Genomic DNA, 13,619 nt, shown 5'->3' on the forward strand with positions numbered 1-13,619 from the left:
GTTAAAATAAAATCATATTCGTTTGTTTGCTTTTTTATAACAATGCCCACTATTTTCTTTGCTGAAAATTAAAAGCATGAACTGAACTTTAAAAATATTCATTCGAACACGAATCGGTAACGAATTTTTTAGAGCGAATAACATGTAACCAATTAAAAACAACAAAAAACAACACATGAAAACATTTTACCTGGCTACACTGCTGCTAACATCATGCATCGCTGTAACTGCACAAACACAAAAAGGCACGATCAATATCAATGGACAATTCGGCTCCAATCGTGGTGGAGATGGGCAGGTTTCATCTGGAAATTTAGTAAGAACTTTTTCGCTTCAATTAAGCCCGAATGTTGGATATTTTATAAAAAACAATTGGGAGATTGGTGGAGGTGTTGCACTTAGCACCAGTCAATCCAGATACAGAGAGATATTTCCAAATAATCCGGAAAAGTATAGCTCTAATAACATAGGCCTGCAGATCTACTCAAAGTATTATTTCGGAAAAGGTGCGGTGAAACCTTACATAACAGCTGGAACTCGATACAATTGGTTTGCAAATAATACATATTATGTAGATGCCAATACAGTTACATATAAAACGAATTACTGGAGTGCAAATGCTGGTGTAGGTGTTGCCTGGTTTGCATCGTCACGTGTTGCCTTGTTTTCGCAACTTACTTATGACAGAAATTGGAACGGCTATACTTATTCGTCGAAAACAATGAACTTAAATTTTGGTGTGCAGGTCAATTTAGGTAAGAAGTAACTCCAAACATAGCTTTTGAGCCGCAGTAAAAGAAACTGCGGCTTTTTTATTCCATTCATCCAAATAGCAGTTTTCGTTTGCCTAAAAAAATTATCTTCATCCCCTTAAAAATTTCAAGCATGAGAAAAACAGGATTGTTGCTGTTATGGATCGTAGCTACAGGTTCAGTGTCGGCACAAACAGCTTTGACCAATGATCAGATGCTCAAAGGAGCAAAGCAAAGTATAACAAAGCCGTTACCGCAATTTGTAGATTGGGCTGGTGACAACAGTTTCATTATCCGTCGTGAAGGAAAACAATATGTACACGACATTAAAACCGGAAAGGAAACCGACTACAAAGCACCCGATATGCAGATCATGGTGGTGATTCCTGAGATCATTAATAAAGGAAATGATCTCTACCTTAAAATGGCGAACGAAGAAACCCGTCTCACCAATAATAAAGAGGAAGAAAAGAATCCTGTTCTTTCGCCCGATAAACAATATGTTGCTTTTACAAGAAACAACAATCTCTTCACGATCAATCTTGCTACAAAAAAAGAAACACAGCTTACCAACGACGGTACAGATGTGATCTTAAACGGTTATGCAAGCTGGGTGTATTTTGAAGAAATTCTTGGTCGTGCTACCCGTTACAAATCGTTTTGGTGGAGCCCCGATAGTAAGAAGATTGCTTACATGCGCATGGATGAAAGCGAAGTGCCGATGTTCCCGATCTACAGCGAAGAAGGTCAGCATGGTTTTATTGAGCGCACACGTTATCCAAAAGCGGGAGATAAAAATCCTGAAGTAAAAGTAGGTGTGGTTGGTCCTGATGGTGGTGCAACGGTATGGGCCGATTTTAACCAGAAGGATGATCAGTATTTTGGTATGCCGTTGTGGAAGCCGGACGGCAGTGCCTTGTGGATCCAGTGGATGCCACGTACGCAGGACAACCTGAAAGTGTATGAAATGAATTTGACTGATGGCAGCAAGAAAGTGGTGTATGATGAAACACAAAAAACATGGGTTGATCTCGACGATCAAAACCGTATTACATTTTTACAAAACGGAAAGCAGTTCATTCTGCAAAGTGATGCAAGCGGATGGAATCATTTGTATCTGCACGATATGAGTGGCAACCGCATCAATGCCATCACCAGCGGTTCGTACACTGTTACATCCGTAAATCTTGTTGATGAAAAAAATAAACTCGTTTATTTCACTTGCCGGAAAGATAACAGTGCACGGTTCGATCTGTACAAAGTGAAATTCGATGGCAGTGGTTTAATGCGATTGACATTTGGTGACTACACCCATCGCAATATCCGTGTATCACCCAACGGAACTCATTTTGTAACATCTTATTCCAATGTTGCTACACCCGATGTAATGGTGGTGGTAAACAACAAAGGAAAACTGATCCGTGAATTAGGCAATGCAAAAGGCGAAGCATTTGCTACAACTGCATTGGCAAAAACAGAATTGCTTCGTGTAAAAAGTGAAGATGGAAAATATGATCTGCCGTTGCGGATCGTTTGGCCGTTGAACTACGATAAGAATAAAAAGTATCCGATCATGATCAGCATTTATGGTGGTCCAAATGCAGGAACTGTTTCAGATGGTTGGGCCTTGAATATGCAGCAACAGTGGTGGGCAAAAGAAGGATTGATCCAGGTAGCAATGGATCATCGTGCCAGTGGCCACTTTGGAAAAGAAGGGATCAATTACATGCATCGCAATCTTGGTTACTGGGAAATGAAAGACTGGATCACGATCGTAAAATGGTTGATTGAAAATGCAAGCGTAGATAAAAATAAAGTTGCCATCAGCGGTTTCAGCTATGGTGGTTATATGAGCGCCTATGCATTGACGTACGGTGCTGATTATTTTACACATGGTTTGGCAGGTGGTAGCGTAACCGACTGGAGTTTGTACGACAGTCATTACACCGAACGTTTTATGGACACACCAAAAGAAAACCCGGAAGGTTATAAATCATCTTCTGTTTATACGCACATTGATAAGTACAAAGGGTTGCTTCGTATCTATCATGGTACAATGGACGACAATGTACATATGCAGAACAGTATGCAACTGGTAAAAAAATTACAGGAGAAGAAAAAGCATTTTGAGTTTATGCTGTATCCCGGCGGACGCCATGGATGGCGTAACCTGCCCAACCAGGACGCACACAGCACGAATGAAAACAATTTATTTATTTATAAGCATTTGCTGGAAAGAGAAGTACCGAAGGAAGTGGTGCGATAAGATGTTGAGTTGATCTAAACGAAAACCGGAGTGATGAGCTCCGGTTTTTTTGTAAGCATTAGTATGGCCAAGCAATGTTAGGAACCTTTGGTCTAGAAGGGTTACCAACTGGTCCAAAATCTCCATCAAGTTCTGCAGAATTATCAGAGGAATTTTTTATACCACTGAAGGAAAGAGTAGTTGACCAAGAAACATTTTGAATGCGAAATGTAGATGGAATCATCCATATCGGGTTGCTTTTCTTAATACATAACAATTTAAGTAATGGCAAATCCATAACAAAGCTGCTTCTTCTTTTTATTGTTACACCCGTTCTTTTGCTTATTTCTTGCAATGCGATTGATTCTAGTGAAGATAAACTTCGTCTTATTTCAGAATAAAACTCACTGTTTCTAATACCTGATCCATGTGCAATTTTAGATCGCAGCTTTCTTATTTCTTGATATTGTTTATTATTAATTCCATAAGTACTAAAAAGATTTGCTAAAAATTTTGATGTTGCTTTTTGGGTCGGCGTCATACTGTTACAATTTTTACATTCTAAAAAAACCATTTCAGTGGTTTCTTGTTGTGCGACATAATCTAGAACAGAAAAGTAGTTTATAAACTTAGTTTCTAGGGATTCTGCATTAATTGCATCTTTAATAATAGTAAGTAAGTTAACATACTTAAGTTTATCACTTCTTGCAGAATAAGACTTAATATCAGCTCTAAAAATTTGTATTTTTTTAAGATGGAAATCTCCTTGTACTAAGAGCATTTCAAAAGGAATTCCAGGCTTAACAATATAAGGGGTGGTAGAAATTATTTCAATCAAATCACATTCTCCATATGAAATCACAGCAACTTGGCTAACAAATTCATTAATGATATCAATACTATAATACATGCTTTTACGTATGTCGTCAAATTGATTCTTTTTTATGAAAACATCAGCAATGTAATAAGGGTGAGAGAATTTTTTGTCTGAAACTATTCTTATTATGTTGTCTCTAACTCCATATAACTCGTCTTCAAGTTCTGCCTTACTATACAGTACAAATCTTGTTCTCCAGTCATCCCCAGAAAAACTTATTTCTTGATCTAGGAGTTCCATAATTTACATTAATTGATTTTTTGTTAATCGATTTTATTCCACAACACCAACCCCTCCATCCCCGAAAGCAGTGTAAACACAATTCCGAAAATCAGGATCACTTCTTTCGGCGCTCCATCAAATCCGCCAAGCCACAATACCACAACGGTAATTAAAAATGAAATGATGGTATTCAACACGGGCAGTAGCAAGGCCAATGCCCAGTTGGTTCGCTCAATGGCAAATTGCAATGCAACAAAATAAAAATACGTGATGAGCAAAAGCACGGTTAACGCAGTAAACAATTCATCGCCTTTCGTCGTTGGATAGGTGTGGTAATAGAACGCCCAGTACACCGTAAATAAAAGAAGCGCAAGGGTATAAAACAAAGTGATCACCTGCAACCGGCTGAGTGGAAACATAACTATTGTTTTGGTTTTACCTGTAACTCTTCCCATTCAGTTGTTCCATCTTTTTCCCGTGTAAACACAAGTTGTTTGCCTTCGCCAATAACGATTTCGGCTGTTGTGTAAACGATATTTTCGTCCAGTAAATGACCGCCGATGGTGGTGCCTGTACTATCGCTCACACTTAAATGCAAATGCGAACCATTAATGCTCACGGTACCCACCAGGCTTACAATTTCAAAATGGCCATTGGCTTTTTTGCCTTCGGGCATATTGGCAAAACGAAGATTGTATTGCGTAACACTGCCCACGCAGGTAACGATCCAGCCTGCTTCGATCTTGTGCAACTGCACGTACGCTGCAATTTCTTTTTTCAGATCCTGTCCCGGTTTTAAACGGAAGGCATGCATTTTTACTTCATCAGTTTGCATGGTTGGTTTTGTTTTACATGCGATGAATAGTAGCAGTATAGATAAGTATTTCATTTTTTTCAAAAGACGGTAAGGCGCAAGATGCACAAAGAAGAATGATAATTTGATACCGGAAGATGAGTTGGGATTTCTTTGTGTTCCTTTCTGTCTTCGTGTCTTTGTGGCGATCAGTCTACAAACAAATCTGTAAACAACTTTCCACCCGGCACCACACTGTATTTGCTGAGATCAGTAATTCCTTCCGCAGCAAATACCTGTTCATCCACAAACAAATTACCGCTGCATTCATTCGATGGTTTGCTTAAAATAATATGTGCAGCATCGGCCAATACATCAACTGTTCGGCTCATGTTCGCCAATGCTTCACCACCTAACAGGTTTCGTACAGCAGCTGTATCAATTGTTGTGCGTGGCCACAATGCATTGGCAGCAATGCCATCTTTTTTTAATTCTTCTGCCCAGCCAAGCGTCATCATACTCATGTTGAATTTGGTAAGCGTGTATGCAATATGTCCGGCCAGCCATTTAGGTTTTAAATTCACCGGTGGCGATAACGTCAATATATGCGGATTCTTCCCTTTGCGTAAATGCGGAATACAGGCTTTCGTCATTAAAAACGTACCACGCACATTGATGCTGTGCATCAGATCAAAACGTTTGGCTTCGGTTTGTTCGGTGGGCGTTAGTGAAATCGCCGATGCATTATTGATCAAAATATCAATGCCGCCAAACGTTTCAACTGTTTTATCAACCGCTGCCTGTATCTGTTCTTCGAACCGAATATCTACCTGAATCGCTAATCCTTTTCCACCGGCGGCCGTCATTTCATCGGCAGCTGAAAAAATGGTGCCGCCGAGTTTCGGATTTTCTTCCACGCTCTTTGCAGCCACTACTACATTGGCGCCTTCCTTTGCAAGCTTTAATCCCATCGCTTTTCCAATTCCTCTCGATGCACCGGTAATAAACACTGTTTTTCCATTGAATGACATAGCAAATAATTTAGTAAGGAAAGTTAATGAAAGCAGACCATGCGTAGAAAAGAATTTGTAATTTGTTCCCAACCTAAGTACTACTATTATGCTTTGCTTGCAGTTTATACTGAGCTTGTCGAAGGACGCTCTTGTGCAATCTTATCATTACTCAGCAAAATCGGCTTTACAATGGTTGTTCATCGCAACGTTTTTTTGCTGCTCTTTTCAATTGCAAGCCCAGGATACAGAACAGAAAAAACTACAGCGCCTTTTTGTTACAGCAACTGATAAGTCTACAGTTGAATTACCGGAAGGAACATTTCAACTCAACGTAAGCCTGTGGCTCGACGGTAAGAAAAACGTCATCATCAAAGGAAAAGGAATGGACAAAACCATTCTCAATTTCACCAATCAGGTAAGTGGTGCCGAAGGAATTAAAGTTACTAACGGACAAAATATTACACTGCAAGATCTCACCGTGCAGGATACAAAAGGCGATGCCATTAAAACGCAACATGTAAATGGAATTACGTTCAAAAATGTAAGAGCAGAATGGACACGTGGTGCCAACAGTAAGAATGGTGCGTATGGACTGTACCCGGTGCAGTGTACCAATGTGTTGATCGATGGCTGCGAAGCAAGAGGCGCAAGCGATGCAGGGATTTACGTGGGCCAGAGTAATTACATCATTGTAAAAAATTCAAAAGCAACGGAGAATGTGGCCGGTATTGAAATTGAAAATTCAATGTATGCAGATGTGTTCGATAATGAAGCAACCAATAATACCGGTGGTATCCTCATTTTTGATTTGCCCGATCTGGTACAAAAGAAAGGAGGATATATCCGTGTGTTTCGAAACAATGTGCATCATAACAACCATCTCAACTTTGCACCCAAAGGAAATATTGTAGGCAAAGTTCCGCAGGGCACAGGTGTAATGATTCTTGCAACCAATCATGTAGATGTGTTTGAAAATAAGATCAGCAATAATATTACCGCCAGTACAGCTGTTGTAAGTTATTATATTACAGAGAACCCTATCAACGACAGCAGTTATTATCCATTCCCTACGCAGATCAATATTTATAATAACAACTACGAACGTGAAGCGGTGCGAACAACCGGTAAAGGACGAATGGGAAAAATGTATCGTTTCAAATTGCGGTTTGGAAAAAATGTACCACACATTCAATACGATGGTATTACCGATAAAAAACAACCGGCACAAATTTGCATCCGCAATAACAGTAATCAAAGTTTTGCAAACCTTGATGCAGAGAACGGATTTAAAAATATCAGTCGTGATGCATCGAAACATGATTGTACGTTAGAAGCTGTACCCAAAGTGGAGTTGAAGAATTGATGAAATGCGTTTGTCATCCCGACGCAGGAGGGATCTGCTCATCAACAATACAAAGCCCAACACATTGATCGTTGAAGTAAGCATTGAAATTTATACATTCGGAGCATGAAGAAACTGTTTATTACAGGAGTTGTTTTAAGTTGTATGTTGATTGTTCTTTCATTCAATCAACAAAAAACCGATCCATATTTTCAGTTTCATGAAAATTTGAGTGAGTACAATTTCTTTAAAGGCGAACTCAAACTACTTCAACCCGTTGACGAAATTCTTCCGTACGATCTCAACACGCCGTTGTTTACCAATTATGCAGAGAAAGCCCGCTTCATCAAATTACCTGCTGGCAAAAAGATCAATTACAACGCTGCATCAGTATTCGATTTGCCATTAGGCACGGTGCTCATTAAAAACTTTTATTATTACAACGATGTTCGAAAACCGGAACTCGGCCGACGCATCATTGAAACACGGTTGCTGGCAAACATGCAGGATGGCTGGCATACCTATCAATACATCTGGAACGAGGAACAAACAGAAGCCGTGTTTGAACCGATCGGCGATGTTACAACTGTTGAATACATTGATGGGGCAGGAAAAAAGATCAAAGCAGATTATGTGGTGCCCAGTCAACCGCAGTGCAAAGGATGCCACAACCGGAATGACACCATCGTCCCGATCGGAATTGCAGCACGGCATCTCAATGGTGATTATAGTTATACAAGCGGTACAAAAAATCAATTGCAATATTGGCAACAGTTGGGCATGATCGATCTTCCATCAGCAACTATCCCTGCAAATGCAAAATGGAACAATGAACAAAGCGGCAGTTTGAACGATCGTGCACGGGCATATCTTGATATTAATTGCGGTCATTGCCACAATGCAAACGGTCCGGCAAATACATCGGGCTTGTTACTCGATATTCATACAACCAATACAACTGCACTCGGTATCAACAAAACACCTGTAGCAGCAGGGAGAGGAAGTGGTAATCTTTCATTTGCGATCGAACCCGGCAAACCCAATCAATCTTTTTTAGTGTACAGAATGAGCAGTATCGATCCCGGTATTGCCATGCCTGAAATTGGCCGCAACCGAATTCATAAAGAAGGAGTGGCTTTGATCAGTAAATGGATCAAAGAAATGAATAAGTGAGTTAGTGAATGAGTCATCAACAAACAACAACTATATTCTAATCTGTGTCAGACTAAGTATCAAATAAAAAAACGAACCATTGCTGATTCGTTTCTTTTGATAATTATCGAAACTAAAAATTTATCCTTTCTTCTCGTTGAATTTCTTCTCGGTCTCTTTTGCTTTTTCGAAATCAAGGATCACACCGTTAATGCAATAACGCAAACCTGTTGGAGGCGGACCATCTTCAAACACATGACCTAAATGTGCTTTGCATCGTCCACACTGTACTTCGGTACGCTGCATACCAAGTGTGTTATCGGGTGTGTAAATGATGGAGCTTTTGCTGATGGGTTCGTAAAAGCTGGGCCATCCGCAACCACTATCGAATTTGGTATCACTTTTAAACAATGAGTTACCGCAGGCAGCACAGTAATATGTTCCTACTTCTTCAAATTTTTCAAACTTGCTGGTCCATGGGCGCTCGGTACCTTTTTGGCGTGCGATATAATACACATCAGAAGGCAGAATTTTTTTCCATTCTTCTTCGCTCAAATTCACTTTGGAAGAATCATTTTTTGAATAAACCGGGTTTTTCTTTGTTTCACTCATAGTATTCTTTTTTTCTTTGGTTTGACTGGTTTGCGCTTCGCAGCTAACAAATGTAAGCTGTGCGAAGGCAAGAATCATCAATAGCTTCATCATGTTCATTTCTGTTTAGTTGCTAAAGTTACGAAAGCCTGCAGGCTAACGGATGTCTGTTTAACGACAGTATTTTGATCTTAACAAACTCTTTTATTAAACAAATTGCAATCAAAATAGGTTCAGATTGCAGATTTTTAAATCATGCTGTTTATATTTACAACTTCATCAAGCTTACATTCTGCATATGTTTAATTTGATCTTATTTGGCCCTCCGGGCAGTGGTAAAGGAACCCAGTCAGAGAAATTAATTACAAAATATGGTCTGAAGCACCTGAGCACGGGCGATTTGCTGCGTAGCGAAATTGCAGGGCAAACGCCGTTGGGTCTGGAAGCAAAAAAGCTGATGGATAAAGGCCAGTTGGTGCCGGATGAAGTGGTGATCGGGATGATCAGCTCTGCATTGGATAGCAATCCACAAGCCAAAGGTTTTTTGTTTGATGGTTTTCCCCGCACCGTAGCCCAGGCCGAAGCGTTGGACAAATTATTGAAGCTGAAGGGCACACAGATCCATGCCATGATCTCGATGCTGGTGAGTGAAGAAGAACTGGTGAAGCGTTTACTCAACCGTGGTAAAACAAGTGGACGCAGCGATGATACAAACGAAGAGATCATCCGTGCAAGAATTGTGGAGTACCGCACCAAAACATCTGTTGTTGCAGATTACTACAAACAGTTTGATAAACTCGCCGAAATTGAAGGTGAAGGAACGATCGATGAAATTTTCGAATCGTTGCAAAAGGAAATTGAAGTACATATGCCCGCCTGAATGACTTAGTCGGGCAGGGAGGCGTAATGCTTTACAGATATTGACTTAACCCCGGCAGAAATGCCGGGGTTTTTTATGTACCTGATTTTTCTTTCCGTCTTTCCGCTTCCCCCGCTTTACATTTGTTTTGGATAAATCACTTTGCATGAAACAACTCTTTTTTATTTTCTTTCTCTTTTTTGCATTTGCTGCTGTTGCACAAAAAACAAAAGAAGAATCTGCCACAGAGAAATTTGTGTTGAAATTGCATGATGCAAAGTTTCGCTGGATGGTGCAGAAGAAACTTGACTCGCTCAATAATCTATTGGACGATCGTATTCAATATGTTCACTCAAACGGATGGGTACAAAACAAGAAAGAAGTAATTGATGACATACGCTCGGGAAAATTAACGATGAACAATGTTACCGTTACGGAGGCATCGGCAAGAGTGTACAAAGGTTTTGTGATTGTAAATGGTAAAGGAACTTTTAATGTGTTGATGGACGGCAAACCGGTTGACATTTATCTGCTCTATACAGAAGTTTATGCGAAGCGGCAGAACGGTTGGTTGCTGGTTAGCCGACATGCAAACAAACTAGTACAGTAGAAACGATGGTCAGGACGCTTTGAGCGGCCTGAACAAAAAATATTTTTTATGAATCTTGAATTAACTGATCAGCTCTTTATCGTTGGTGGTGCAACAAGTGGTTTTGGCAAAGCCATTGCCACTGCATTATTACATGAAGGAGCAAAGGTAATTGTGGTAGCAAGAGGCGAAGAGAAGCTCAACGAACAATATGGATCAACAGCAAATGCAGAAATAGTTACAGGCGACATTACGCAACATGAAGTAATTGAACAGTTGAAAGCAATTGTTGGCGATCGTCAACTGCATGGCATGCTGGTAAATGCAGGTGGCCCTCCTGCCAAAACAGTATTAGAAACTACGTTGGCTGATTGGGATGATGCTTATCAAAAACTATTACGTTGGAAAGTTGAACTGACCCAAACATTTGTTCCTGCCATGGTCAAGGCAGGATATGGCCGTGTTGTGTTTATTGAAAGCTCCAGTGTAAAACAGCCGATTGAAAATTTAGTGCTGAGTACATCTCTGCGTTTGGCAGTAGTTGGGTTGGTGAAAACATTAAGCCAGGAAATTGCAAAGAGTGGTGTTACGTTGAATATACTTGGTCCGGGTAGCCATAGCACACCAGCCATTGATCGGTTGTATTACAAGAAAAGTGAGCAGACGGGCTTACCTTTTGATGAAGTAAAGAAGAATGCAATTCAACAGATCCCTGTCGGTGCATTGGGTGAAGCAGATGATTTTGCATCACTTGCTGTTTGGTTGTTGAGTAAGCAAAGCCGGTTTGTAACGGGACAAACCATTATGGTTGATGGAGGCGCAGTAAGATCAACGTTATAAATTTTCGAATTGTATGAAATAAGAACGGAGCCCCGCATTTGCAGGGCTCCGTTTAGTTTTAACAACATCCCATGTCGGTGATGCCGCCGCAACAATCATTGTTGCCTGCGCAACACCCGGGATCATTTTGATTTGTGTTCATGATGCTAAGGTTTATATGTGAAAAAAATAATTAACAACAGCCGCTGCCGGGTGCACAGCAGGCAGGCTTTTGTGCAAATACTGTGATAGAGAAGATGCCGGTGTTTCCTTGTTTGAAATCGGCCAACTCTTGTTCGTTTAAATAATTTTTTAGAATATCATCGGGAATAACAATTGCTTTTTCTTTCTGGATGGTAATATGTTCAAATCCATTTTGCTGGATCAGTTCGAGATACACTTCTTTTTGAATGGCGCCTGACACACAACCTGCATACATCTCCGCATCTTTCCGTAATGCATCAGGAAGATTTCCAACCAACACCACATCTGAAATACTGAAATGACCACCTGCTTTCAGCACCCGAAAAATATCTTTGAACACGCCATCTTTATTCGGTACTAAATTCAACACACAGTTGCTCACAACCACATCTGCGGTGTTTGCAGTAACAGGCATATGTTCAATATCGCCTTGACGGAACTCCACATTATTCAATCCTCTTTTTTCTGCATTGGTTCTTGCTTTGTCGATCATAGCAGGCGTAAAATCAATGCCGATCACTTTGCCGGTTGGCCCTGTTTCTGCAACAGCAATAAAACAATCGTTGCCTGCGCCGCTTCCTAAATCAATGACTGTATCACCGGGACGAATTTTTGCAAACTGTGTTGGCAAGCCGCAACCTAAACCAAGATCAGCATCAGGGTTGTAGCCTTTCAGATTTGTATAATCATCACTCATGATGTTATATACTTCAGTTGAGCATCCACCTGCACCGCAGCAGGAAGATTGATTGGTTTCTTTATCCTGCAAAGCAATTTCGCTGTACTTCTGTTTTACAATTTCTTTGAGTTGTGTTTCTGTTGTCATGGCCTGTAAGTTTATATGTTTAGAATCCTTTTGTATTTTTTATTTCTTTGATCTCTGCTTTTGCAGCTGCAAAATCTTTTTGAAACTGTTCGTTCTTCATTAAGCGTTGAATAAGTTCATAAGCCAGCAAACGACCACTTTCTGAATCGCTGGGGTAATGCACACCAATGATCTCTCTTGAATGGGCCATATCAAACGCATCTTTTAAAAAGAATGATTCAAATTCAGGAATCAGTGCAGCATAGAGATAGGCGTTTACGTATGAGTTTGTTGCATGTCCGCTGGGGTAAGCAGCCCAGGGAGTTTCTTCGAGATACTTTAATTCGGGTTCAAGTTTACCCGGTCTGATGCGGAGAAAATAATTCTTGTATTTCCAGATTACAAAACTTGCATCTTTCCAAACATTGACGGCTAATGCTGCAGTGACTGGTAACGAATCTGCATTGAACCATGTGCCAATAGATCGACCAATATGAAAAAGATTGCGTTGCATTCTTTCATAATCTGCATCACCAGGTTTTGTTTCGGTGTTGTAATAAACCGTTGCATAATATTTTGATGCACGGATATCTTCTTCAGAACGGCGTTGTTGCAGTTGCAGTAAAAAATTCAATTCTGCTCTTGTTTGTGCTGAGCTGTTGGCCGGTGGTGGAGCAATGGAAAATGTTTCTGTTCCTTTTAAATAAAACGGCTTACGTAAACGAAATCCAAATACTTCAGTAACGGAAAGATCGGTTACCTTTTTGTGTGCGGTAGTTAATTCAAAGCGGCGTGCATCTGTTGCTTCCTGTCCAGCTTGTGCTGATGAAGGTAGTTGTTGCAATTTTAGATAGTGACCCCACGCTATTGGAACAGGGCCTTGTTTCGGTTGTGCACTTTGAGCAAAAACAAATTGAGTGATGATGATACTGATAAGGGATAATGATAATGGCTGCATATTGCTATGGTTTAATGATGATAATTAACAGCATTTGGCATTCGCTTCTTTTAGTTTTTCAAAGAGCGAATTAAAATCAGCATTGAATTTTTCAAAGGCTTTCCAGTTGATGCAATAACAACTGCGTGGTCCATCGGTTTCGCCATCGATGAGTCCTGCATTTTTTAATTCTTTCAGGTGCTGACTTACGGTGCTTTGTGCCAGTGGTAATATCTCAACGATCTCACCACAAATACATTGATTGCGTTTTGCCAATACACTCAGGATGGCAATACGGGCAGGGTGACTGATGGCTTTGGCAAATGCTGCCAGGTGTTGCTCTTTTGTACTGAATTCTTCTTTCTTGTGGATGGCCATTTTGTTTATCGTGTTTTTGCGATGAATATGTTCAAACAAAA

15 protein-coding genes are annotated in these 13,619 nt (G+C 40.3%); 7 read left to right on the forward strand and 8 right to left on the reverse strand.

The window, feature by feature from the left end:
* Positions 1-175: 175 nt before the first annotated feature.
* Positions 176-766 carry an autotransporter outer membrane beta-barrel domain-containing protein gene (locus tag WG989_RS07620; protein ID WP_340428456.1) on the forward strand — a complete coding sequence of 197 codons (591 nt, stop codon included), beginning with the start codon at positions 176-178 and terminating at the stop codon, positions 764-766.
* 119 nt (positions 767-885) lie between these two features.
* Entirely contained in the window at positions 886-3,018 is a 2,133-nt protein-coding gene (locus tag WG989_RS07625) for a S9 family peptidase (RefSeq protein ID WP_340428457.1), read from the forward strand.
* A gap of 58 nt (positions 3,019-3,076) precedes the next feature.
* Here WG989_RS07625 and WG989_RS07630 read toward each other — a convergent pair whose 3' ends face one another.
* From WG989_RS07630 to WG989_RS07645, 4 genes are all read right to left on the reverse strand, one after another.
* Positions 3,077-4,114, reverse strand: a complete 1,038-nt coding sequence (locus WG989_RS07630; RefSeq protein WP_340428459.1) for a hypothetical protein — start codon at positions 4,112-4,114, stop codon at positions 3,077-3,079.
* 23 nt (positions 4,115-4,137) lie between these two features.
* The gene (locus WG989_RS07635; protein WP_340428460.1) at positions 4,138-4,515 is read right to left on the reverse strand and encodes a hypothetical protein; all 378 of its coding nucleotides are present in this window, start codon (positions 4,513-4,515) and stop codon (positions 4,138-4,140) included.
* A gap of 2 nt (positions 4,516-4,517) precedes the next feature.
* The gene (locus tag WG989_RS07640) at positions 4,518-4,985 is read right to left on the reverse strand and encodes a PPC domain-containing DNA-binding protein (RefSeq protein WP_340428462.1); all 468 of its coding nucleotides are present in this window, start codon (positions 4,983-4,985) and stop codon (positions 4,518-4,520) included.
* 113 nt (positions 4,986-5,098) lie between these two features.
* Positions 5,099-5,920: an SDR family oxidoreductase gene (locus WG989_RS07645; protein ID WP_340428463.1), complete on the reverse strand. Its 822-nt coding sequence runs from the start codon at positions 5,918-5,920 to the stop codon at positions 5,099-5,101.
* Between the two features lie 115 nt (positions 5,921-6,035).
* Here WG989_RS07645 and WG989_RS07650 point away from each other — a divergent pair, with 115 nt between their 5' ends.
* Positions 6,036-7,265, forward strand: a complete 1,230-nt coding sequence (locus WG989_RS07650; RefSeq protein WP_340428464.1) for a parallel beta-helix domain-containing protein — start codon at positions 6,036-6,038, stop codon at positions 7,263-7,265.
* A 105-nt stretch (positions 7,266-7,370) separates the two neighbouring features.
* Positions 7,371-8,417, forward strand: coding sequence for an SO2930 family diheme c-type cytochrome (locus WG989_RS07655; RefSeq protein WP_340428466.1), 1,047 nt, complete (start codon positions 7,371-7,373; stop codon positions 8,415-8,417).
* Between the two features lie 120 nt (positions 8,418-8,537).
* Here WG989_RS07655 and msrB read toward each other — a convergent pair whose 3' ends face one another.
* Entirely contained in the window at positions 8,538-9,101 is a 564-nt protein-coding gene (gene msrB / locus WG989_RS07660) for a peptide-methionine (R)-S-oxide reductase MsrB (protein WP_340428468.1), read from the reverse strand.
* A gap of 184 nt (positions 9,102-9,285) precedes the next feature.
* On the opposite strand from msrB, the gene WG989_RS07665 reads away from it, so the two are divergent.
* From WG989_RS07665 to WG989_RS07675, 3 genes are all read left to right on the forward strand, one after another.
* Positions 9,286-9,867, forward strand: coding sequence for an adenylate kinase (locus tag WG989_RS07665; RefSeq protein WP_340428469.1), 582 nt, complete (start codon positions 9,286-9,288; stop codon positions 9,865-9,867).
* A 145-nt stretch (positions 9,868-10,012) separates the two neighbouring features.
* Entirely contained in the window at positions 10,013-10,456 is a 444-nt protein-coding gene (locus WG989_RS07670) for a nuclear transport factor 2 family protein (protein ID WP_340428470.1), read from the forward strand.
* 48 nt (positions 10,457-10,504) lie between these two features.
* A complete protein-coding gene (locus WG989_RS07675; RefSeq protein ID WP_340428471.1) occupies positions 10,505-11,275 on the forward strand; it encodes an SDR family oxidoreductase in 771 nt (256 codons plus the stop codon).
* Between the two features lie 172 nt (positions 11,276-11,447).
* Here WG989_RS07675 and WG989_RS07680 read toward each other — a convergent pair whose 3' ends face one another.
* From WG989_RS07680 to WG989_RS07690, 3 genes are read right to left on the reverse strand one after another with little or no spacing between them, the layout of a single operon-like run.
* Positions 11,448-12,284, reverse strand: coding sequence for an arsenite methyltransferase (locus tag WG989_RS07680; protein ID WP_340428472.1), 837 nt, complete (start codon positions 12,282-12,284; stop codon positions 11,448-11,450).
* Positions 12,285-12,303: 19 nt separating this feature from the next.
* Positions 12,304-13,221: a phosphatase PAP2 family protein gene (locus WG989_RS07685; RefSeq protein WP_340428473.1), complete on the reverse strand. Its 918-nt coding sequence runs from the start codon at positions 13,219-13,221 to the stop codon at positions 12,304-12,306.
* Positions 13,222-13,245: 24 nt separating this feature from the next.
* Positions 13,246-13,578, reverse strand: a complete 333-nt coding sequence (locus WG989_RS07690) for an ArsR/SmtB family transcription factor (protein WP_340428475.1) — start codon at positions 13,576-13,578, stop codon at positions 13,246-13,248.
* Positions 13,579-13,619: the final 41 nt, after the last annotated feature.

Origin of the sequence: Lacibacter sp. H407 (assembly GCF_037892605.1) — a bacterium.
Lineage (GTDB): Bacteria > Bacteroidota > Bacteroidia > Chitinophagales > Chitinophagaceae > Lacibacter.